Here is a 19,759-nt window from a genome sequence, read left to right on the forward strand (position 1 = left end):
GGCGCCTGGTCGAGACGGACGCCGTCGGCCAGGGGCTCGGGCTCCTCGACGCCCCCGACATCGACAGCGTTGTGGCCGCCAACCGCGACCTCGCCGCGCAGCTGCTGGCGGCCGCCGACCTGTGGATCTTCGTGACCACGGCCGCCCGCTACGCCGACGCGGTACCGTGGGACCTCCTGCGCGAGGCGGCCGAGCGCGGCACCTCGGTCGCGATCGTGCTCGACCGCGTCCCGCCCGAGGTGATCGGGGAGATCCGGTCGCACCTCGCCGAGATGCTCCGCGAGCAGGGCCTCGACGAGGCGCCGATCTTCCCGATCGCCGAGTCGCGCCTCGAGTCCGGCTTCCTGCCGGCGGACCAGACGGCCGGCATCCGCCGCTGGCTGACCGGGCTCGCCGGGGACGCGCAGGCGCGCGCCGACGTCGTCCGCCAGACGCTGCAGGGCGCGCTCGAGTCGCTCGATCAGCGCGTCGCGGCCCTGGTCGCCGCGTCCACCGAGCAGAGCGAGGCCGCGCAGGCGCTCGAGCGCTCGGCGTCGCTCGCCTACGCCGACGGCGTCAACCACGTCCGCGAGGGGATGGAGGACGGGACCCTGCTGCGCGGCGAGGTCCTCGCCCGCTGGCAGGAGTTCGTCGGCACCGGCGAGTTCTTCCGCCAGGTCGAGTCCACCGTGTCGCGGCTGCGGGACCGCGTCACGTCCTTCTTCAAGGGTGAGCCGCCGCGCGACCAGGCGCTCGGCGAGGCCCTCCAGTCCGGCGCCGCCCTGCTCATCTCCAATCACGCGGAGCTCGCCGCGAGCACCGCCGCCCGGGCCTGGCGCACGCTGCCCGGGGGTGAGCAGCTCCTGGCCGTCTCCCCGGAGCTCGCCGCCGCGAGCCCCGGGCTCGACGACCGCATCCAGCGGCTCGTGCGCGACTGGCAGGGCGACATCCTCGACATGGTGCGCGAGGAGGGGCAGGACCGGCGGCTCACCGCGCGCTTCATGGCCTACGGCGTGAACGGCCTCGGGGTCGTCCTCATGCTGCTGGCCTTCGCGAGCACGGCCGGGCTCGCCCTCATCGAGGTGGGCATCGCCGGCGGCACGGCGGTCGCCGCCCAGAAGGTGCTGGAGGCGGTGTTCGGGGACCAGGCTGTGCGCGAGCTCGCGCAGAAGGCCCGGGAGCGGCTCATCGAGCGGGTGTCCGAGCTGTACGCCGACGAGCTGGGCCGCTACCTCGGCGCCGTCGAGCGGGTCGGTGTCTCGGCCGGCCAGAGCGAGGCGCTGGTCGCCGCGGCGGCGACCGTGAAGGCGGCGCGGTGAGCGCGATGCGGAGGGGCGGCGCGAGCGCGGCGGACCCGGCCGAGAACCTCGCTGCCCGGGTGGCTGCCCTCGACGCGGCGCTGGGGACGGGCGGCGCGCAGCTCGACCCAGTCGAGTCGGCCCGGGCCCGCGCCGTGGTCGCCAAGGTGGGGGAGCGGACCGCCCTGTCGCTCGACCACACCGTTGTCGCGCTCGCCGGCGCGACGGGCAGCGGCAAGTCGTCGCTGTTCAACACGCTTGTCGGCACCGACGTGTCGCGGATCGGCGCCCGCCGGCCGACCACGTCGAAGCCGACCGCAGCGGTCTGGGGTGCCGGGGACGCCGGCGAGCTGCTCGACTGGCTCCAGGTCGACTCCCGTCACCTCGTCGGACCGGGATCCGAAGCAGGCCAGGCCGGGGACGGGCCGGCCCTCGATGGCCTCGTGCTGCTCGACCTGCCCGACTTCGACTCCCGGGAGGTGGCGCATCGCATCGAGGCCGAGCGCATCCTCCAGCTCGTCGACGTCTTCGTCTGGGTCACCGATCCGCAGAAGTACGCGGACGCCCGCCTGCACGACGACTTCGTGCGCCTCCTCGCCCAGCACGAGGCGGTGACGCTGGCGGTGCTCAACCAGGCGGACCGGCTTCCCCCGGCCGCCGTCGAGGAGTGCGCGGCGGACCTCGGCCGGCTGCTCGCGCGGGACGGGATCTCGCGGGCGACGGTGCTGCCGACCTCGGTGCGCACGGGCGAGGGGGTCGGCGAGCTCCGGCGCCGCATCGCGTCGGCCGTCGAGGGGCATGCCGCGGCGCGGCGCCGGCTGAGCGCCGACGTCGTCACCACCGCGGCGGAGCTGCGGACCGGCGTCGCCGACACCGAGGCGGACGCCGACCGGCTGCCTCGCAAGAACCTCGACACCGCGCTCGCCCGCGCCGCCGGCGTCCCCCTCGTGCTCGACGCGGTCCGCCGCGACTACCGGCGGGGAGCGCTCGCGCACTCCGGCTGGCTCTTCACCCGCTGGACCGGGCGGCTCGGCCGCGACCCGCTGCGCCGGCTGAGGGTCGGCGAGGCACCGGTGAGCCGGGCGGCGGACGAGCTCGAGGACGCGGACGTCGGCGCGGTCCTCGGCCGCTCCTCCCTTCCCACGCCGACCGGCGCCACCCGCGCGGCCGTCGACGTCGCGGTGCGCTCCTTCACGCGGAGCGCGGCGGAGGGACTGCCGGGTCGTTGGGCGGAGGCGGTGGAGGACGCGGCGACGCGCGACACCGAGGGGCTGTCGGACGCCCTCGATCAGGCCGTGCTCCACACCTCGCTCCGGTTCCGTCGACCGGGCTGGTGGCTGGTGGCGAACGTGCTGCAGTGGATCCTCGGACTCGTCGCCGTGCTCGGCGCGCTCTGGCTGCTCGGCCTCTACGTGCTCGGGCTCCTCGCGCTGCCGGAGCCCGAGACGCCGACCGTCGGAGTCGTGCCCGTGCCGACGCTCATGCTGATCGGCGGAGCGCTGCTCGGCATGGTGTTCGCGGGCCTCGCCCGGTGGTGGGCCCGGGTCGGCGCGCGCCGCCGACGAGCCGTCGTCGCCGGGCGGCTGCGCAAGTCGATCGCGGAGGTGACCGAGGCACGCATCCTCGCCCCGATCGCCGCGGTGCTGCAGCGCCACGGCAGGACGCGCGAGCACCTCGACCACGCGAGGCGCTGACCGTCCGCACGGCGCGGCCGTGCCTCGCCCGCGACGTCCCGGATGGTTGCGAAACCATTGCAAGTGGACGTTCGTCCTAGTGGGCCCTCGTCGGCTTCTCCAGGGTAGGAGCCATGCGAAAGCTCCTCCCCATGCTCGTCCTCCTCCCCGCCCTGGCCCTGGCCGGCTGCGCGTCCCCCCAGCCCGCGGCATCCGATGCCCCCTCGTCGCCCGCGGTCGAGTCGCCGTCGCCGACCACCGAGCCCGCTCCCGCGACGCCGACCCCGGACACCTCGGCGCCGCCGGTGGCCAGCGGGGACATCACGCCGGAGATCGCGTACGACCTCTGCAAGCAGCAGATCGCGTCGGCCGGAGGGTATCTGGCGGAGGGCGACCCGGCGAACGTGATCTACGCCCCGTTCGAGGAGACGGTCTCCGTGGTCCGCGACGACGGGTACGTCGGCATCTACATCGAGGTGACGGACGGCAACAACGCGAACCAGCCGGAGAGCGCGCTCGAGTGCGTCGTCGGCGGAACGGCCGAGAACCCCGACTGGTACACCTACGGCATCGGCACCCGGATGGACAGCCGCGAGGAGATCGAGGAGAGCCTGCGCCTCGTCCACAGCGCGTGATCGCCGCCGGCGCCGATCGTGGGAACGACCCGCGATCGGTGCCGGGCTCCGGGGTCGCCGGATATCAGCGAGCTGATTGCGCGAGCCGCGGCGGCGTGAGGCGGCGCTCCCGGCGTCACTTTGAACGTGACAGGGTCGCTTCCCGGTTCCGCGCGCCTCCGCTGACAGCAGTCGAGTGCTGCCGGGGCAAGATGTCGAACGCGAGCGGGGTCTCCCTGCCGAGGACGAACACCTCGATCGCATGCCGCAGGAACGACTCCACCGGCGTGAGGCCCTGCAGCACCAGGTCGATGTGGAAGTGGACCCACTGCTGCAGCCAGCACGCCCCCTTCGCCCAGAGGAAGGAGTGGACGATGCTGTTGTGGCTCAGCTGCCGCTGCGCCGCACGCTGCATCCGCCGTTCGCTGCGCGGCCCGCGGACGCAGAGGTGGTGGACGGCGAGATCCGCCGAGTTCGTCGCACGCATCGGTCCGAACGCCGTCCACAGTGCCGTGGACGACGCCAGAACCGGCAGGTCAGGGACGACGAAGTGGTTGTACAGCTTCGCCGATGGGCGAAGAGTGAACGGTTCGCCGTCCTTCGTCAGTGAGAGGGTGTCGATGCCGCTCTTGTTGCCGGTCGCCCAGATCACCACGTCTCCGGCGATAGCGCGACCGTCGGCGAGGACGAGGGAGTCCTCGCTGAAACGCACCGGGTCGCCCACCGTGTAGGGGATCTTCCCGAGCTCCTGCCGCTGCGTGGCGTCGAGCAGCCCGCCATGGAAGTGCGTGAAATCGGCGTGCGGCCGTCCATAGGTGTACAGGTGGCCGGATGCCCAGTGCAGCACGGCGCCGAGCCGCTTCGACAGGCCCGTCCAGACCGCGGTCGCCAAGTACGTGAAGCCCCGCACGCGGTCCATCGGCGAACCGCTGTGCAGCAGCACTTCGTACCGGTAGAACAGGTAGGGCTTCCGCATGACCCAGGTGAAGTTGTCGTAGCCCATGCGCCGCAAGGTCAGCACCACGTCGCAGGACGCCTTGCCGCCACCCACGACGATGATCCGCCGGTTGGAGCGCACGATGTCGTCGAACTCCGCGTCCGAGAACTGGGTCGTGTGCAACTGCCTCCCGCGGAATCCGTCGGCGCCGGGGAGTCGGGGGACGTTGCCGAACGCCGCCATCGACGCCCAGATGACCAGGTCGTAGCGGCCCGACGTGCGCGATGCCCCGGTCCGGGTGTCGGTGACCGCCAGGGTGCCGGTGCGATCCGACGAGCGGCAGCTCAGCGCATCGACGTTCGAGTGCAGCTGGACATGGGGAAGCAGGTCCCGGCTGTCGGCGAACCGATGGATGTAGCGCTCGACCTCCTCGGCCAAGGCCTTGCCGCCCTGGACGTCGGGATCGTCGCTGTAGGGGAAGCCGTCGAACGAGGTCACGGTCATGCTGCCGTGGACCTGCAGGCCGTGATAGCGCAGGTTCGGGGACCAGGTGCCGCCGATCTGGTCGTACCGCTCGAACACGTCGACGTGCTGCACACCGAGGGACTTGAACCTCGCGAGGCACTGGAGTCCGCTCCAGCCCGCTCCCACGATCGCGATCCGGAGGTCCTCCGGGTCGCGACGGTAGCGGAGGTTCGCCGCCCACAGCCGGCGGGCCCCGACGTACAGCAGGACCAGCGGGGATAGCGCGAGGAAGACCGCACAGAGGATCGTCGTGGACAGAGCAACGAGGACCCAGCCCGCGGGTGCCCACCAAGGGCGCGGCTCCGTCGGCGTCCCCAGCTGCGAGAAAGGCGTGTACGGGGGCGGCGGTGGTGTCGTCGGCCGCTCGGTGTCGTCAGCCTCGCCGCCCATGGTCGGGATGCTACAACTCGGATCGCGGCCGGGCAGAGGAATATCGGCATCCGTGCGGACACCGTTGAGGCGCCCTGCTGTGGATGGATCGGACGGGAAAGGCAGGGGTTCGTCACACTCTCCGGCATGTCGAAGTCGAGGTGGCGGGAATCCGCGGTGTGGATCGGTCATGACGAGCGCGGCGACGTGCCCGGTTGGGTGCTCATCACCCTCATGACGGCCGGGCTCGTGCTGCTGCTCTGGGGCGTCGCAGGCCCCGCCCTCACCGGCGTGTTCGAGCAGGCGATCGAGCGCGTCAGCTCGCTCTGACGCCGCCGATCCGCTCGACGGGCTGGCGCAGCAGCGTCTTCAGCTTCTCCGGCACAGTGCGCTTCGGGTCGCCGAGATAGACCTCGTGGTGGTCGCCCCGGGGCGCCAGGTCCTGCTGAGGCAGGTACTCGTCGTGCAGGCGCGCCAGGATGGGGCCCTCGTCGTCGTAGGAGCCGACGTGCAGGACCTGCGCGGACAGGCCCTCGGTCAGGGTGATCAGCCGCACCCGCTCGAGGTGCGGCGTGCCCTTCCGCTTCTTCCGCGCCGATTCGGCCGCGTCCGCGAGCTGCTCCTCTCGAATCCAGTCGGGCTGGGCGATGAGCATCGTCCACTGCCATGACCCCTTCTCGCGACGGCGGAAGGCACCGAGGTCGTCGGAGCGCCACAGGCCCTCGAGAGGCCCGACGGCGAAGTCCCGGGCCGACGCCTTGCTCGCGAACTTGATCGCGTAGGCGAGCGAGAACAGGGCCGTCACCGCGTCCGTGTAATCCGTCGCGGTGTTCGGGTCGCCCTCGCCGTCGATCGCGAGGTACTTCAGCGGAGGAACCTCGACCAGGGCGATGACGCCCTCCCTGCCCGAGTACACGTCCCTGTGGGCGGTCTTGAGATCGAACTTCGCCACGGCGGCGCGCCTCAGCCCGCGGCGGTGCCGAGGCGGAGCTCGTTGCCGTCCGGGTCCCGGAACACCGCTTCGCGCATCCCATCGCCGAAGGAGAGCCACTCCACCGGCTCGATGCCGCGCGCGGCGATTCCCGCGACCCGCTCGTCGAGGTCGTCGACGAAGACGACGCTGACCGAGCCGCCGGCCCTCGGGCGCTCCTCGAGGAACATCGAGCGGTTCTCGGCGAGGTCCCACACCGCCTCGGTGCCGGCGACCAGGTCCGCCGGACGGCCGAACAGCCGCTCGTACCAGCGCAGCGCGTCCTGCAGGTCGCGGACCGCGATCCCCGCGAAGAGGTCCAGAGCCATGCCGGGACCCTAATGGGCACCGGCGCGTGCGGCCAGAGCGGACGGAGCGGAAGCTGTGGAGAAGCGGGGCGCCGCGCCGAGCCGGCGGTGCACCCTGGGGCGATGTCGGCGAACGGGGAGCGGGGCTCGGCGCCCGCCGAGTTCGTGATGGTCGGCGGCCTTCTGACCGTGCTCGTGCTCTCGGTGCTGCAGCTCGGGCTGGCCCTCCACGTGCGCAACACCGTGATCGACGCCGCCGCGGAAGGCGCCCGCTACGCATCCCTCGCCGGCGCCGGTCTGGAGGACGGCGCCGAGCGCACCCGCCGCCTCATCGCGACCGCGCTCGGGGAGGGCTACCCCGTCGAGGTGCGAGCCGGGACGGCCGACTGGCAGGGCGTCCCGGTCGCCGAGGTGACGGTCACCGCGCCGCTGCCCGTGCTCGGGCTCGTCGGCGTCGAGCGGGGGCTGGAGGTGGCGGGCCATGCGCCGATGGAGGACCGCCGGTCCTGAGGAGGGCAGCGCCGCCCTCGAGTTCCTCGTCGGCTCGGTGCTGCTGCTCGTCCCGCTCGTCTACCTGGTGCTCTCGCTCGCCGCGCTGCAGTCCGCGGCGTTCGCGACGGAGGGCGCCGCCCGCGGCGCCGCGCTCCTTCTTGCGAGAGCCGGCGACGATCCCGGTGCCGAGAGCCGAGTGCAGCAGGCGATCGGCACCGCCCTCGCCGACTTCGGTGTGCCGAGTGCCGGGGCCTCGGTCGCGATGGTGTGCCGCCCTGAGCCGGAGTGCGGGCCCGGCGGGGAGGTGATGGTCACGGTTCGCGTCCACGTGCCGCTGCCGCTCCTGCCCGACTCCATCCCGGCCGCCGTCCCGGTCGAGGGGGCGGCGACGCTGCCGATCAGCCGCTTCCCGGGCGAGGCCGCATGATGCGCCGCGCAGGCTCCGAGGACGGGTCGATCCTGCCGCTCGTCGCCGGGTTCCTCGCCCTCGCCCTCGCGGCGATCCTCGTCGTCGCGGCCGCCAGCTCGCTCTACCTGGAGCGGAAGCGCCTGTTCACGCTCGCCGACGCCGCGGCGCTCGCCGGCGCCGAGTCGTTCCCGCTCGACGCGGTCGAGGTCGATGCCGACGGGCGGGTTCGCGCGCACCTCACGCACGACGAGGTGGAGGACGCGGTCCGCGACTACCTGGCGAGGGTGTCCGCGTCGCCCGAGGGACTCGCTCTCGAGGACGTGTCCGCGGAGGACGGGACGACGGCGGTGGTCACCCTGGCCACCCTGTGGCGTCCGCCGGTCGCCGGGCCGCTGCTGCCGGCGGGCGTCCGCATCGAGGTGACGTCGACCGCGCGCACCGCCTTCCGGTGATCGGAGCGGCGCTCAGCCGCTGATGCCGGTGTGGTCGTACGGCGTCGTGACCCCGCGATAGGTGAGCGCCATCATCATGCCCTCGTCGGCATGGTCGAGGTTGTGGCAGTGGTCCATCCAGATGCCGGGATTGTCCGCCACGAGCATCACCTGCCACACCTCGCCCGGCTGCACGTCGAACGTGTCGAGCCAGAGCGGCGCGCCGGTCGCAGGGACGCCGTTGCGGGAGAGCACGAGCACGTGATGTCCGTGCAGGTGCATGGGATGGGTCTCCCAGTTGCGGTTCGCGACCGTGAGCCGCACCACCTGGCCCTCGGTGACCTCGATGTTCTCGATGTGCGGGAACACGGCGCCGTTGACCGTGTAGGCGTTCGCGGGCAGCCCGCCGAGGAAGCGGGGCTGGCGGTCGAGCACGATCTCCTCGTCGGTCATCGACGCCGGCAGCTGCAGGTCGCCTCGCTCGCCGTAGGAGAGGAGGTCGAGCTCGCCCCGGTCGACGACCTCGATCTCGCTCGGATCGACGTCCTGCGGCGCGATCGCCAGTGACGCGGCGGAGGACGCCTCCGTGGTGAGCACGACGCCGGTCTCGGGAACCGTGAAGACGAGGTCGACGCGGCCTCCCGCGGGCACGCGGACGGACCGATCGATGACGGGAGCCCCGCCGGCGATCTCCCGCCCGTCGACGGCGGCGACCCGGTACTCCGCGCCGCTCAGCAGGAACCGGTGCGGGATCTGGTCGGTGTTGACGAGCCGCAGCCGCGCGCTCGGGCCCGCCATGACGCGCCGCACCTCCGGCAGATCGGATGCGCCGAGCCAGACCGTCGAGCCGAAGGTGTGCAGCGGCACGGTCACGTCCACCTGCTCCTCGATGCCGCCGACCGGCAGCACCACGAGGGTGCCGAACAGGCCGCGCCGGATGCCATCGGCCGAGGACTGGTGGGTGTGGTACCAGTAGGTGCCCGGCTCGTCGGCGACGAAGCGGTAGGTGAACGACTCGCCGGGAAGCACCGCCTCCTGGGTGGCGCCGGCCACCCCGTCCTCGCCGTTGGGCACGTCGTAGCCATGCCAGTGCAGCGTCACTCCGTCCTCGATGTCCTCGTTGAGCAGGGTCACCTCGACGAGCTCGCCGACCTCGACACGCAGCTCCGGTCCGCCGACGGCGCCGAAGGTCTGCGCGCGGAACTCCCGCCCGCCCGGGGAGGTGATGTCCTGCTGCCGCGCCGTCAGGTCGAAGTGCCGCAGCCGGCCGGGAGCGTCCGCCGGCGTGCGCAGATCGGCGACCGAGACGGTGCCCTCCGCTGAGGCCGGCGACGTGGCGGCATGGGCGTGCGCGGCGATGGCGCCCGGCGACGCGATGTCCGACAGCCAGGCGTAGCCGGTGGAGGCGACGACGAGCAGCCCGGCGAGGGCGCCGGCTCCCACGACCTGACGGCGGTCGCGGCGGAGGAGCGCGGCCGTCAGCCAGGTCGTGACGGCGACCAGGAGCAGCAGCGCGATCGCGGGGACCGCCGTCAGCGGGTAGCCGATCAGCACACGCGCGAGCACGCCGGCGACCGCGGACGCCGAGGCGGCGACCAGCGCGGTCAGGACGACCGTGGGCCGCGGACGGACGCGCCCGAGCAGCACGGGAAGCGTGACCACGGCGACCGCGATCCCGACCGCGAGCTGCAGGGGGACCGCGAAGACGAGCTTCTCCTGCACGAGGCCCCACGCCTGACCGGCGAGCAGCGCGGCGACACCCGCCTGCGCGAGCACGAGCAGCATCGCCACGCCGACCAGGGCGGCGGCCGGCGTGGACTGCCGGGTGCGCGTCCGCGCGGCGAGCACGGTCGCGCCCGCCCAGGCGCCGGCGCACGCGCCGCCGAGGGCGAGGTCCAGCAGGAGGAGGAGGGAGGTGCTCACGCCCTCGGCACGGTGTTGACCTCGGCCGGGGACGGAGTCGCGTCCGCCTTGCGGGCCGAGTCCCTCGGCTCACGGGCGAGGCGCCGCGCCCGGGCGAAGAGGGTGGCGCTGAGGGCGATGATCGCCAGGCCGTTGAGCCCGTGCAGGCTGACGAACAGCGTGGCGGCGAGCGGCACCTCCGTGCTCTCCTCGGTGACGCCGAAGATCACCCCGGTGAGGATGAAGAACAGCGTCTGCAGGATCAGGAGGCCGAAGACGATCACGCTCAGCCAGATCGTGCGCTTCCCGGCACGTGCGAGGGCCGCGGTCAGGATGGTCAGCAGCACGAGGATCGGCAGGACGATGCGGCCGTTCGTGCCGTGGATGGCGAACAGGTGGTCGTCCGGGACGCTGAACACCCCCATCGCGGCGAAGTAGATCTGCAGTGCGGTCGAGACCGTGAGAAGTGCGGTGACGACGACGAAAACCTTGCGCATGGCCCCTCGATGCGGTCAGGGACGAGGGCACCCTCGCCCGATGTGCTCGCCCGGGCGGCGAGCACACCGCACGGTACTAGCGGCGCCGGGGGGCGCGAGGGGACGAAAGTCCCAGCCGGCGATGCGCTCCTCGGCCTGGCTCGGGAGGACGATGGCGGAGGGTGGGATCGTGCTCAGAGTCGACGGAGCGCCGGTTGCTCCGCACCGTGGTCCGGGGTCGATGACGCCCGGCCGATGGTCGGCGCCACCCGGTGCCTGGAGTGGGTCCTCCGACCGTTCACCGCGCGATGCGCTGCCTACTGTGCACCGCGGCGGGCAGCGCATCGAGGGCGGGCGCCGAGAGATGCAGCACCTGGAAGAGCTCCCCCGCACGCGGATCGGGCCGGTCTCCGTGCAGGGCGAAGGTGACCAGTTGCCAGCTCGCCGGGTCGATGCCGTAGGCGAGAGTGTGCAGGCCGTCCTCGCTTCGGCGCGCGCTGAGCGAAGCCTCGACCGCCGCAGCGGGCGCGGCCGGGTCGACGTCGGCGGGGAGCGGCTCCACGACCCGCACCGCGTATCTCGCCGGCGAGTCGCGAGCTGGACCGGCGATCGCGGAGCCGCCGATCCAGGTGTGGACCGCCGGACGGCCGAAGTCTCGGACGATGCCGCCGAACCCGTCGCCGCCCCAGAGGAACGAGGCGGCCCCTGCCGTGTCCGACCAGAGATAGAACGGCGCGTACTCGTTGACGGGCGAGCCGTCCACGCCCTTCTCACGGACCAGGAATGCCTTCAGGCCGAGCCCCGCGTAGTCGTCGAGCAGCGGCCCGCCGCGGGACACCCGTTCGCGGATGACGGCCATGTCGTAGTCAGCGGGAAGCGGGATCCGGTAGTGCATCGCGAGCATGACGGGACGACGCTTCCGGTCAGCCGGCGACCGGTGCGCTCTCGGCGAGCAGCTCCCGCACCCGCGGGATCACCCGGGTGCCGTACAGCTCGATGCTGTGCATCATCGCGTCGTGGGGAAGCGGGCCGGCGCTGTACTTGAGGTCGAACCGGTCGATGCCGAGCGCCCGGGCGGTCGCCGCGATCTTCCCCGCCACCGTCTCGGGGGAGCCGACGTAGAGCGAGCCGTGCTCGATCTCCTGGCGGTACTCGTCCGCGCCCATCGGCGGCCAGCCGCGCTCGCGGCCGATGCGGTCGCGCATCGCCTTGTAGTGCGGGAACAGCTCCTCGCGCGCCTGCTCGTCGGTGTCCGCGATGTGACCGGGCGAGTGCACCCCGATGGGCAGCTGCGGCGACTCCAGCTGCGAGAGCGCGCGGCGGTAGAGGTCGGCGTACGGCGCGAAGCGGCGCGGGTCGCCGCCGATGATCGCGAGCAGCATCGGCAGCCCGTAGCGGGCGGCCCGGATGACCGACTCGGGGCTCCCGCCCACGCCGATCCAGGTCGTCAGGTGTCCCGACTCGGTCTTCGGATACACCTCCTGGTCCTTGAGGGCGGAGCGGACCGAGCCGCTCCAGGTGACGAGGCCCTCCTCGAGGAGCGCGGCGAACAGGTCGAGCTTCTCGCTGAAGAGCTCCTCGTACTGGGACAGGTCGTAGCCGAAGAGGGGGAACGACTCGGTGAACGAGCCACGCCCGAGGATCACCTCGGCGCGGCCGGAGGAGGCGGCGTCGAGGGTCGCGAAGCGCTGGAAGACGCGGATCGGATCGTCCGAGCTCAGCACCGTGACGGCCGAGCCGAGGCGCATCCGCGTGGTGCGGCCGGCGATGGCGGCGAGCACGACGTCGGGCGCGGACACCGCGAAGTCGGCGCGGTGATGCTCGCCGACGCCGAAGAAGTCCACGCCCACCGAGTCGGCGAGCACCGCCTCCTCGATCACGTCGCGGATCACCTGTGCGTACGGCGTGGGGGAGCCGTCCGCCTGCCGCGTCACATCGCCGAACGTGTCGAGCCCGAGCTCCAGGATTCCGGTCATGGCCGCCTCTCTCTCCCTCGCGCCAACCGCGCGGATGCGGCGGCCATTCCCGTCCAGGATGCGGAAGGTGAGGCCGACTCGGCAGAATCTCCGCGAGGGGATGTCGAAAACGGCGGTCCCCGCGCGACGTCCAAGTGAGGGCGAGAGACGCCCGCGCACCGAAAGGAACCTGAGATGAAGTACATGCTGCTGCTGAAGGCCGACGCCGCGAGCGAGTCGGGCGCGGTGCCCGACGACGAGGCGATCAACGCGATGGGCGTGTACAACGACGAGCTGATCGCCGCGGGCGTGCTCCTCGGCGGCGAGGGCCTGCACTCGAGCGCCGACGGCGCGCGCGTGAGCTTCGACGGCGACGACCGCAGCGTCGTGGACGGGCCGTTCGCCGAGACGAAGGAGCTGCTCGCCGGGTTCTGGATGATCGAGGTCTCGTCGAAGGAGGAGGCGGTCGAGTGGGCGAAGCGCGTGCCGCTCAGCTCCGGCGAGGTCGAGGTGCGCCAGGTCTTCACCGTGGACGAGTTCAACCAGGACAACGAGCACGTCCAGAAGGAGATCCAGTGGCGCGAGGAGAACGAGGCGCGGACCGCCTGAATCCCCTCGGGCGACCTGTCGAAAGGCGCGCCCGCCGATCGACGTGGAGGTGAGGCGGAACCGCCTCGACGCTGAGGAGGAACCGATGAAGTACATGCTCGTGATGTGCGATGCCGAGACCGACGTGGAGTTGAGCCCCGAGGAGCTGCAGACGATGTTCGCCGTGATGGGGGCGTACAACGACGAGCTCGCCGAGGCCGGCGTCCTCGTCACCGCGGAGGGGCTGTCCCCGGCCGTTGAGGGCGTCCGGATCGAGTACTCCGAGAACGGAGCCGAGGTCACCGACGGGCCCTTCGCCGAGGCGAAGGAGGTGTTCGCCGGCTACTGGATCCTCGAGACGGCCACGCAGGAGGAGGCCGTCGAGTGGGCGCGGAAGGCGCCGCTCCGGTCCGGCAGCATCACCGTCCGGCGGATGCCGTCCCTCGACGAGTTCGACCTGGACCTCGACGCCGTCAAGCAGGAGGGCGAGTGGCGGAGCGCCAGCGGAGAGAGGATCGGCTGAGCATCCGACCCTCCCGGTCGATCGGGTCGCCCCCGCACCTGGGGGCGGCCCGATGACGGCGGCCGCGAGCCGGGCGGCACTCGACGCCGTCTGGCGGATCGAGTCCGCGAAGGTGGTCGCGGTGCTCACCCGTTCGCTCGGCAGCCTCGACGCCGCCGAGGAGTTCGCCCAGGAGGCGCTCCTCGAAGCCATGGAGCAGTGGCCGCGGACGGGCGTGCCCCGCAACCCCGGTGCCTGGCTCACCACCGTGGCCCGCCGCCGCGCCATCGACGCCTGGCGCCGGGACGACCGGTTCGCCGCCCGCATGCCGGACCTCGCCGCCGGGCAGGACGAGCGGGAGGAGCGGAGCGCGCCGGACCGGCGGGCGGAGGAGCCGATCCGGGACGAGGTCCTGCGCCTCATCTTCACCGCGTGCCATCCGGTGCTGCCCCGAGCGTCCCGGGTCGCGCTCACCCTCCGGGTGGTCGGCGGCCTGACGACCGACGAGATCGCCCGCGCCTACCTCGTCAGCAGCCCGACGATGGGTCAGCGCATCTCGCGGGCGAAGCGCGCTCTCGCCGATGCCGGAGTCCCGTTCGAGGTGCCTCAGGCCGACGAGTTCCCGGCCCGCCTCGGCGCCGTGCTCGAGGTGCTCTACCTCGTCTTCAACGAGGGGTACGCGGCGACCGGCGGAAGCGATCTCCTGCGCGTCGACCTCGCCCGGGAGGCGCTGCGCCTCGCCCGCGTCGTCCAGGCACTGCTGCCGCGCGAGCCGGAGACGCACGGGATGGTCGCGCTGATGGAGCTGCAGGCGTCGCGCTTCGCCGCCCGCGTCGACCGGGACGGGCAGCCGGTGCTCCTCGCCGACCAGGACCGCTCCCGGTGGGACCGCTCGGCGATCGCCCGCGGTCGCGCCGCCCTCGACCGGGCCCGGCGGCTCGGCCCCGACCTTGGCCCGTACGGCCTGCAGGCGGAGCTCGCCGAGTGCCACGCGGTCGCTGCCACCGCCGCCGACACCGACTGGGGGCGCATCGTCGCGACCTACGACCGGCTGCTCCGGGTCACCCCCACTCCCGTCGTCGCGCTCAATCGGGCGGTGGCCGTCGCCATGGCGGGCGACCCCCGCGCGGCGCTCGCCGTCGTGGACGAGCTCGCGAGCCGCGAGACGCTCCGCAGCTACCACCTCGTCGCCGCGGTGCGCGCCGACCTGCTCTCCCGCCTCGGTCGGGAGGAGGAGGCGCGCGCCGAGTTCGCGCGCGCCGCCGAGCTCGCCGGCAACGAGCGGGTGAAGGCGCAGCTCCTCGCGCGCGCCGCCGCCGGTCAGCGCCGCGGCGAGTAGCGCGGGACGTAGCGGAGGAGCACCCCGGCGCCCGCGAAGCCGAGCACCCCCATCACGGCGACCGCGACCGGCAGTGAGGCGACCGCGGTCACACCCGCGACGAGGAGCGGGGCGATCGCGCCGCCGGAGTCGTTCGTGAATCGCCAGGCGCCGAGGAACGGCGCCGGATTGCCGGGCGGCGCCAGATCCGCCCCGAGGGTCATGAGGATGCCCGCGCCGATCCCGTTCGCGAGCGACAGGAACAGGGCGATCGCGAGGAACCAGCCCTCGTTCGTCAGCAGGTCGTGGGTGAACGCCAGCACCAGATGGCCGAGCCCCAGCCCGATCATCGACGGGACCGCCGTCCACAGCCGGCCGAACCGGTCCATGATCTGCCCGCCGGTGTAGAACAGGGCGAAGTCGACGGCGCCGGCGATCCCGATGATGAGCGCGGTGTGCGACTCGCCGAGGCCGATGCTGACCGCCCAGAGCGGCAGCACCACCTGGCGGCTGGCCCGCAGGGCGGCGATGAGCGCCGATCCCGTGCCGAGCCGGAGCAGCAGTCCCCGGTGGCGCCGGACGGTGCCGAGGAGGCCGTCCGCCTCGGCGGCGACGAGGCGCTGCCCCTCCGTCTCGTGGCGGCCGGCGCGGGCGCGGCGGACCGCGCCGAACGTCGACTCCGGGTCGGGCAGGGTGAGCAGCACGATCACGGCTCCCGCGCAGCCGGCGAGGAAGATCCAGAAGGATGCGGCGACCGAGCCGGTGAGGGTGATGACGGCCGCGCTGAGGAACGGGCCGAGGAAGTAGCCGAGGCGGAAGGTGCCGCCGAGGGTCGACAGGGCTCGGGCCCGGTACTCGATCGGCACGTAGCTCGTGAGGAACGCGTGCCGCGCGAGCGAGAACACCGCGGTGGCGATGCCGACGAGGAAGATGCCGACCCCCAGCACGAGCGGATTCGGGGCGAGCAGGGAGAGCAGCGCGCCCGCCGCGGCGATGGCGGAGGCGCCGATCATCGCGGTGCGCTCGCCGATCCTGCTGACGATCGCGCCGCTCGGGATGTCGCCGAGCAGCTCGCCGAGCGTGATCATCGCGGCGACGACGCCGGCGATCGCGAGGCTCGCGCCGAGGTCGTCCGCCGCGACGGGGATGATCGGGATGAGGGCGCCCTCGCCGATCGAGAAGAGCAGCGTGGGCAGGAACGCCGAGAGTGCGGCCGACCGCCAGCGGAAGGTCTCGGCGGTCGCGGTCATGACTGCATCGACCCTACGCCCGCCCGGCGGGCGGCATGGACGGGGGGCACCCGGGCGGCCGGAGGACACGCCGCCGGTAGGCTGGGTGCGCCATGGCCGAACTGGATTTCTCCGCGTCGATCGCGGAACTGCGCTCCACCTTCTCCTCGATCCAAGCGGTCCTCGATGTCGACGCGATCCGCGCGCGCGTCGCCGACCTCTCCGAGCAGGCCGGCGCGCCCGACCTCTGGGACGACACCGCGCGCGCCCAGAAGGTGACGAGCGAGCTCAGCCACGCCCAGTCCACGCTCGCGAAGCTCACCGAGATCCAGAGCCGCCTCGACGACCTCGAGGTGCTCGTCGAGCTCGCCAACGGCGAGGCCGACGACGAGATCGCCGCCGAGACCGGCGAGGAGGCGCAGGCCGAGCTCACCGCGCTGCAGCAGATCCTCGGCGAGCTCGAGGTGCAGACCCTCCTCAACGGCGAGTACGACGCGCGGCCCGCGGTCGTCACGATCCGCGCGGGCGCCGGCGGCGTCGACGCCGCCGACTTCGCCGAGATGCTGCTGCGGATGTACCTGCGCTGGGCCGAGCAGCACAAGTACCCGGTGCAGGTCATGGACACGAGCTACGCCGAGGAGGCGGGCATCAAGTCAGCGACCTTCGAGGTGGACACCCCCTACGCGTTCGGCAACCTGTCGGTCGAGGCCGGCACGCACCGCCTCGTCCGGATGTCGCCGTTCGGCGCCGCGGGCAAGCGGCAGACGAGCTTCGCCGCCGTCGAGGTGATCCCGCTCATGGAGGAGACGGAGTCGATCGACATCCCGGAGAACGAGATCCGGGTCGACGTGTTCCGCTCCTCCGGACCCGGTGGCCAGTCCGTCAACACCACCGACTCCGCCGTCCGCATCACGCACATCCCGACCGGCACGGTCGTCTCGATGCAGAACGAGAAGAGCCAGATCCAGAACCGCGCGGCCGCCATGCGTGTCCTCGCCTCGCGCCTGCTCCTTCTGAAGCGCGAGGAGGAGAACGCGAAGAAGAAGGAGCTCGCCGGCAACATCACGGCGAGCTGGGGCGACCAGATCCGCTCCTACGTGCTCGCCCCGTACCAGATGGTGAAGGACCTCCGCAGCGAGCACGAGGTCAACAACCCCTCCGCGGTGTTCGACGGCGACCTCGACGGCTTCATCAACGCGGGCATCCGCTGGCGGAAGCAGAAGACAGAGGACTGACCCACCTCCGCACCACCCCGGTGATTGAGGAGCCGGCCGCAGGCCGGCGTCTCGAAATCACGCGACGTATCCCGCGAACCCGGCCACGCGGATGGCGGAGTCCATAGGCAAGGTCGCGTGATTTCGAGACGGCCGCTCCGCGGCCTCCTCAATCACCGGGGTGGGCCGCTCCGCGGTCTCCTCGGTCACCGGGGTGGGCCGGTTCCGGGTGTCGCTCCCGGCACCGGCGGGCGGCGCTCCTACGCTCGGAGGCGCCATGATTCGCTTCGACCGCGTCACCAAGCTCTATCCGGGCAACTCGAAGCCGGCGCTCAACGCCGTCGACGTGGAGATCCGGGCCGGCGAGTTCGTGTTCCTCGTCGGGGCGTCCGGAAGCGGCAAGTCGAGCTTCCTCCGCCTCGTGCTCAAGGAGGAGAAGCCCTCGTCCGGCGAGATCCACGTGCTCGGCCAGCGGCTCGCCTCGATCTCGAACCGCAAGATCCCGTACTTCCGCCGCAGCCTCGGCGTCGTCTTCCAGGACTTCCGGCTGCTGCCGAACCGCACCGTCTACCAGAACGTCGCGTTCACGCTCCAGGTGATCGGCAAGTCCCGCGGCTTCATCCAGGAGGCGGTGCCCGACGTGCTGCGCATGGTCGGCCTCGACGGCAAGGCCGAGCGCCTTCCGCACGAGCTGTCCGGCGGCGAGCAGCAGCGTGTCGCGATCGCGCGCGCCGTCGTCAACAAGCCCGCGATCCTCCTCGCCGACGAGCCGACCGGGAACCTCGACCCGGCCACCAGCCAGGGGATCATGCAGGTCCTCGAGCTCATCAACCTGAGCGGCACCACCGTCGTCATGGCCACCCACGACGTCGGCATCGTCGACGCCATGAAGCGCCGCGTCATCGAGCTCGTCGGCGGCAACATCGTCCGCGACGAGACGGAGGGCGGCTACACCACCTCCGTGCCGATCATCGCGCCGCCGGATGAGGCACCGATCCCCGACCTGCCCGTCACCGCCGCGCCGGTCGACGAGCCCGTCGCGCACGCGGCGCCCGCCCAGCCGGCGCCGACGCCGAGGACCGCCGCCGTGCCGGTCGCCGAGCCGGTCGCCGAGACGCCCGCCGAGGACGTGCCCGTGCCGGTCACCACGTCGCCGGTCCCGGTCGTCGCCGCCCAGCCCCACCCGGCCACCACGCCCGTCGCTCTGCCGCCGAGGGCAGCAGAGCCCGCCGCGCCGCCCGCCGGCCCGGAGCCGGCCGAGCCGCGCGCCGCCGCCGTCCCCGTGGCGAGTGCCGCCGACGCCGCGGCCTCGGCCGCTCCCGAGACGGCGCCCGCTCCGGTCGCCTCCGCCGCGGCGCCGTCGGCAGCCCCCGCGCCGGTGTCGCCGATCGACGAGACCACGTCCCCCCGCTCCGAGCTGCCGCTCGCCGCCCGCCTCCGCGCGGCCGGCGCGCCGGAGACCGACTCGCTCCGCACCCTCCTCCGCAACCCGGAGCCGGACGCCGCGCCGGACCTCGCCGGCGACCCGCTGTCGCTCGCCGTCCGGCTGGGCCTCCGCGACCACGACGAGGAGCTCGAGCCCACATCCGCACAGGAGGTCGGACCCACATCATGAGGTTCGCGCTCATCTGGTCCGAGGTCGGTCAGGGCCTCCGCCGCAACGTCTCCATGGTCGTCTCGGTCGTGCTCGTGACGTTCATCTCGCTCACCTTCGTCGGCGCCGCCGCGCTCCTGCAGCTGCAGATCGGCCAGATGAAGAACTACTGGTACGACCGCGCCCAGGTGGCCATCTACCTCTGCAACGGCACGGTCGGCAGCGAGGCGTGCGTCGGGGGAGCGGCGACGCCCGAGCAGGTCGCCGCCGTCGAGGCGCAGCTCACCTCCAACACGCTCGGGCCGCTGGTCGACAAGTACTACTACGAGTCGCAGGAGGACGCCTACGCGAAGTTCCAGGAGCAGTTCTCCGGGAACTCGCTCGTCGACTACGTCACGCCCGACCTGCTCAACCAGGCCTACTGGGTGAACCTCAAGGACCCGTCGCAGTCCGACGTCCTGCAGGAGAGCTTCGCCGGCATGGCCGGCGTGGACAGCGTCGTCGACCAGCGCCGCTTCCTCGACCAGATCTTCACCGTGCTGAACACGGCGAGCATCACCGCGATCGGCATCGCGGCCATCATGCTCGTCGCGGCCAGCCTCCTGATCTCGACGACGATCCGTCTGTCCGCCTTCTCCCGACGCCGGGAGCTCGGCATCATGCGGCTCGTCGGAGCCTCGAACCGGTTCATCCAGACCCCGTTCGTGCTGGAGGGGATGTTCGCCTCGCTGCTCGCGGGCGCGGTGGTGGTCGGCATCGTCCAGTTCTTCGTGCAGGGCTATCTTGCGCAGTCCCAGCTCGGGTTCTCGTTCGTGACCCTCTCGGACGCCTTCATCGTGGTGCCGCTCCTCGTGGCCGTCGGCGTGGTCCTGGCCGGGCTCTCCGCGAACATCGCCATCCGCCGCCACCTGCGGGTCTGACGCCCGGACGTCCGTCCGGGAACCGGTAGACTGGGCGGCTGCCCGATCCGGTCGAA

The 19,759-nt window shown here is 72.5% G+C and carries 21 protein-coding genes; 13 read left to right on the top strand and 8 right to left on the bottom strand.

Annotated features, from left to right (window positions below):
• The 3 genes from J3P36_RS15835 to J3P36_RS15845 form a co-directional block, all read left to right on the top strand.
• On the top strand, positions 1 to 1,298 hold a 1,298-nt coding region (locus tag J3P36_RS15835; protein WP_210509209.1), incomplete at its 5' end, for an ABC transporter.
• Between the two features lie 5 nt (positions 1,299 to 1,303).
• Positions 1,304 to 2,971: a GTPase family protein gene (locus J3P36_RS15840; protein WP_210509256.1), complete on the top strand. Its 1,668-nt coding sequence runs from the start codon at positions 1,304 to 1,306 to the stop codon at positions 2,969 to 2,971.
• 113 nt (positions 2,972 to 3,084) lie between these two features.
• On the top strand, positions 3,085 to 3,585 hold the full coding sequence (locus J3P36_RS15845; protein ID WP_210509210.1) for a hypothetical protein: 501 nt from the start codon (positions 3,085 to 3,087) through the stop codon (positions 3,583 to 3,585).
• A gap of 115 nt (positions 3,586 to 3,700) precedes the next feature.
• Here J3P36_RS15845 and J3P36_RS15850 read toward each other — a convergent pair whose 3' ends face one another.
• Complete coding sequence (locus tag J3P36_RS15850; protein ID WP_210509211.1) at positions 3,701 to 5,416, bottom strand: NAD(P)-binding protein; 1,716 nt, start codon at positions 5,414 to 5,416, stop codon at positions 3,701 to 3,703.
• A 126-nt stretch (positions 5,417 to 5,542) separates the two neighbouring features.
• Here J3P36_RS15850 and J3P36_RS15855 point away from each other — a divergent pair, with 126 nt between their 5' ends.
• Positions 5,543 to 5,725, top strand: coding sequence for a hypothetical protein (locus tag J3P36_RS15855; RefSeq protein ID WP_210509212.1), 183 nt, complete (start codon positions 5,543 to 5,545; stop codon positions 5,723 to 5,725).
• Here the strand turns inward: J3P36_RS15855 and J3P36_RS15860 are convergent.
• The gene (locus tag J3P36_RS15860) at positions 5,712 to 6,347 is read right to left on the bottom strand and encodes a GyrI-like domain-containing protein (protein WP_210509213.1); all 636 of its coding nucleotides are present in this window, start codon (positions 6,345 to 6,347) and stop codon (positions 5,712 to 5,714) included. The two genes, J3P36_RS15855 and J3P36_RS15860, sit on opposite strands and share 14 nt — an antisense overlap.
• Positions 6,348 to 6,358: 11 nt before the next feature.
• On the bottom strand, positions 6,359 to 6,694 hold the full coding sequence (locus tag J3P36_RS15865; protein WP_210509214.1) for a VOC family protein: 336 nt from the start codon (positions 6,692 to 6,694) through the stop codon (positions 6,359 to 6,361).
• 102 nt (positions 6,695 to 6,796) lie between these two features.
• On the opposite strand from J3P36_RS15865, the gene J3P36_RS15870 reads away from it, so the two are divergent.
• The 3 genes from J3P36_RS15870 to J3P36_RS15880 are packed head-to-tail and all read left to right on the top strand — an operon-like array spanning position 6,797 to position 8,026.
• Positions 6,797 to 7,183 (top strand): TadE/TadG family type IV pilus assembly protein, encoded by a 387-nt coding sequence (locus J3P36_RS15870; RefSeq protein WP_210509215.1) that lies wholly within the window; start codon positions 6,797 to 6,799, stop codon positions 7,181 to 7,183.
• Positions 7,155 to 7,592 (top strand): hypothetical protein, encoded by a 438-nt coding sequence (locus J3P36_RS15875; RefSeq protein WP_210509216.1) that lies wholly within the window; start codon positions 7,155 to 7,157, stop codon positions 7,590 to 7,592. The genes J3P36_RS15870 and J3P36_RS15875 overlap by 29 nt, the downstream gene beginning before the upstream one ends.
• Positions 7,589 to 8,026: a pilus assembly protein TadG-related protein gene (locus J3P36_RS15880; RefSeq protein WP_210509217.1), complete on the top strand. Its 438-nt coding sequence runs from the start codon at positions 7,589 to 7,591 to the stop codon at positions 8,024 to 8,026. Before J3P36_RS15875 ends, J3P36_RS15880 begins: the two co-directional genes overlap by 4 nt.
• A gap of 12 nt (positions 8,027 to 8,038) precedes the next feature.
• Here J3P36_RS15880 and J3P36_RS15885 read toward each other — a convergent pair whose 3' ends face one another.
• The 4 genes from J3P36_RS15885 to J3P36_RS15900 all read right to left on the bottom strand — a co-directional run bounded on the left by J3P36_RS15885 (position 8,039) and on the right by J3P36_RS15900 (position 12,359).
• Entirely contained in the window at positions 8,039 to 9,928 is a 1,890-nt protein-coding gene (locus J3P36_RS15885; RefSeq protein ID WP_210509218.1) for a multicopper oxidase family protein, read from the bottom strand.
• The gene (locus J3P36_RS15890; RefSeq protein WP_210509219.1) at positions 9,925 to 10,404 is read right to left on the bottom strand and encodes a DUF6220 domain-containing protein; all 480 of its coding nucleotides are present in this window, start codon (positions 10,402 to 10,404) and stop codon (positions 9,925 to 9,927) included. The genes J3P36_RS15885 and J3P36_RS15890 overlap by 4 nt, the downstream gene beginning before the upstream one ends.
• Positions 10,405 to 10,681: 277 nt before the next feature.
• Positions 10,682 to 11,287 (bottom strand): DUF4865 family protein, encoded by a 606-nt coding sequence (locus J3P36_RS15895; RefSeq protein WP_210509220.1) that lies wholly within the window; start codon positions 11,285 to 11,287, stop codon positions 10,682 to 10,684.
• A 19-nt stretch (positions 11,288 to 11,306) separates the two neighbouring features.
• On the bottom strand, positions 11,307 to 12,359 hold the full coding sequence (locus J3P36_RS15900; RefSeq protein WP_210509221.1) for an LLM class flavin-dependent oxidoreductase: 1,053 nt from the start codon (positions 12,357 to 12,359) through the stop codon (positions 11,307 to 11,309).
• 174 nt (positions 12,360 to 12,533) lie between these two features.
• Here J3P36_RS15900 and J3P36_RS15905 point away from each other — a divergent pair, with 174 nt between their 5' ends.
• The 3 genes from J3P36_RS15905 to J3P36_RS15915 all read left to right on the top strand — a co-directional run bounded on the left by J3P36_RS15905 (position 12,534) and on the right by J3P36_RS15915 (position 14,767).
• A complete protein-coding gene (locus J3P36_RS15905) occupies positions 12,534 to 12,947 on the top strand; it encodes a YciI family protein (protein ID WP_210509222.1) in 414 nt (137 codons plus the stop codon).
• 85 nt (positions 12,948 to 13,032) lie between these two features.
• The gene (locus J3P36_RS15910; RefSeq protein WP_210509223.1) at positions 13,033 to 13,449 is read left to right on the top strand and encodes a YciI family protein; all 417 of its coding nucleotides are present in this window, start codon (positions 13,033 to 13,035) and stop codon (positions 13,447 to 13,449) included.
• Between the two features lie 52 nt (positions 13,450 to 13,501).
• On the top strand, positions 13,502 to 14,767 hold the full coding sequence (locus tag J3P36_RS15915) for an RNA polymerase sigma factor (protein WP_210509224.1): 1,266 nt from the start codon (positions 13,502 to 13,504) through the stop codon (positions 14,765 to 14,767).
• Here J3P36_RS15915 and J3P36_RS15920 read toward each other — a convergent pair.
• Positions 14,749 to 15,996, bottom strand: coding sequence for an MFS transporter (locus tag J3P36_RS15920; RefSeq protein ID WP_210509225.1), 1,248 nt, complete (start codon positions 15,994 to 15,996; stop codon positions 14,749 to 14,751). The genes J3P36_RS15915 and J3P36_RS15920 overlap by 19 nt on opposite strands.
• A gap of 92 nt (positions 15,997 to 16,088) precedes the next feature.
• On the opposite strand from J3P36_RS15920, the gene prfB reads away from it, so the two are divergent.
• From prfB to ftsX, 3 genes are all read left to right on the top strand, one after another.
• Entirely contained in the window at positions 16,089 to 17,210 is a 1,122-nt protein-coding gene (prfB, locus tag J3P36_RS15925; RefSeq protein WP_210509226.1) for a peptide chain release factor 2, read from the top strand.
• Between the two features lie 256 nt (positions 17,211 to 17,466).
• The gene (ftsE, locus tag J3P36_RS15930; protein WP_210509227.1) at positions 17,467 to 18,804 is read left to right on the top strand and encodes a cell division ATP-binding protein FtsE; all 1,338 of its coding nucleotides are present in this window, start codon (positions 17,467 to 17,469) and stop codon (positions 18,802 to 18,804) included.
• The gene (gene ftsX / locus J3P36_RS15935) at positions 18,801 to 19,703 is read left to right on the top strand and encodes a permease-like cell division protein FtsX (protein ID WP_210509228.1); all 903 of its coding nucleotides are present in this window, start codon (positions 18,801 to 18,803) and stop codon (positions 19,701 to 19,703) included. Before ftsE ends, ftsX begins: the two co-directional genes overlap by 4 nt.
• The last annotated feature ends 56 nt before the right edge of the window (positions 19,704 to 19,759 follow it).

Source organism: Naasia sp. SYSU D00057, from assembly GCF_017916505.1.
In the GTDB taxonomy this organism is placed as follows: domain Bacteria; phylum Actinomycetota; class Actinomycetes; order Actinomycetales; family Microbacteriaceae; genus Naasia.

Excerpts from the sequence above, each read along its gene's own strand:
- J3P36_RS15840 (WP_210509256.1), top strand. The coding sequence starts at position 1,304 with ATGCGGAGGGGCGGCGCGAGCGCGGCGGACCCGGCCGAGAACCTCGCT.
- J3P36_RS15845 (WP_210509210.1), top strand. The coding sequence starts at position 3,085 with ATGCGAAAGCTCCTCCCCATGCTCGTCCTCCTCCCCGCCCTGGCCCTG.
- J3P36_RS15850 (WP_210509211.1), bottom strand. The coding sequence starts at position 5,416 with ATGGGCGGCGAGGCTGACGACACCGAGCGGCCGACGACACCACCGCCG.
- J3P36_RS15855 (WP_210509212.1), top strand. The coding sequence starts at position 5,543 with ATGTCGAAGTCGAGGTGGCGGGAATCCGCGGTGTGGATCGGTCATGAC.
- J3P36_RS15865 (WP_210509214.1), bottom strand. The coding sequence starts at position 6,694 with ATGGCTCTGGACCTCTTCGCGGGGATCGCGGTCCGCGACCTGCAGGAC.
- J3P36_RS15870 (WP_210509215.1), top strand. The coding sequence starts at position 6,797 with ATGTCGGCGAACGGGGAGCGGGGCTCGGCGCCCGCCGAGTTCGTGATG.
- J3P36_RS15875 (WP_210509216.1), top strand. The coding sequence starts at position 7,155 with ATGCGCCGATGGAGGACCGCCGGTCCTGAGGAGGGCAGCGCCGCCCTC.
- J3P36_RS15880 (WP_210509217.1), top strand. The coding sequence starts at position 7,589 with ATGATGCGCCGCGCAGGCTCCGAGGACGGGTCGATCCTGCCGCTCGTC.
- J3P36_RS15890 (WP_210509219.1), bottom strand. The coding sequence starts at position 10,404 with ATGCGCAAGGTTTTCGTCGTCGTCACCGCACTTCTCACGGTCTCGACC.
- J3P36_RS15895 (WP_210509220.1), bottom strand. The coding sequence starts at position 11,287 with ATGCTCGCGATGCACTACCGGATCCCGCTTCCCGCTGACTACGACATG.
- J3P36_RS15900 (WP_210509221.1), bottom strand. The coding sequence starts at position 12,359 with ATGACCGGAATCCTGGAGCTCGGGCTCGACACGTTCGGCGATGTGACG.
- J3P36_RS15905 (WP_210509222.1), top strand. The coding sequence starts at position 12,534 with ATGAAGTACATGCTGCTGCTGAAGGCCGACGCCGCGAGCGAGTCGGGC.
- J3P36_RS15910 (WP_210509223.1), top strand. The coding sequence starts at position 13,033 with ATGAAGTACATGCTCGTGATGTGCGATGCCGAGACCGACGTGGAGTTG.
- J3P36_RS15915 (WP_210509224.1), top strand. The coding sequence starts at position 13,502 with ATGACGGCGGCCGCGAGCCGGGCGGCACTCGACGCCGTCTGGCGGATC.
- J3P36_RS15920 (WP_210509225.1), bottom strand. The coding sequence starts at position 15,996 with ATGACCGCGACCGCCGAGACCTTCCGCTGGCGGTCGGCCGCACTCTCG.
- prfB (WP_210509226.1), top strand. The coding sequence starts at position 16,089 with ATGGCCGAACTGGATTTCTCCGCGTCGATCGCGGAACTGCGCTCCACC.
- ftsE (WP_210509227.1), top strand. The coding sequence starts at position 17,467 with ATGATTCGCTTCGACCGCGTCACCAAGCTCTATCCGGGCAACTCGAAG.
- ftsX (WP_210509228.1), top strand. The coding sequence starts at position 18,801 with ATGAGGTTCGCGCTCATCTGGTCCGAGGTCGGTCAGGGCCTCCGCCGC.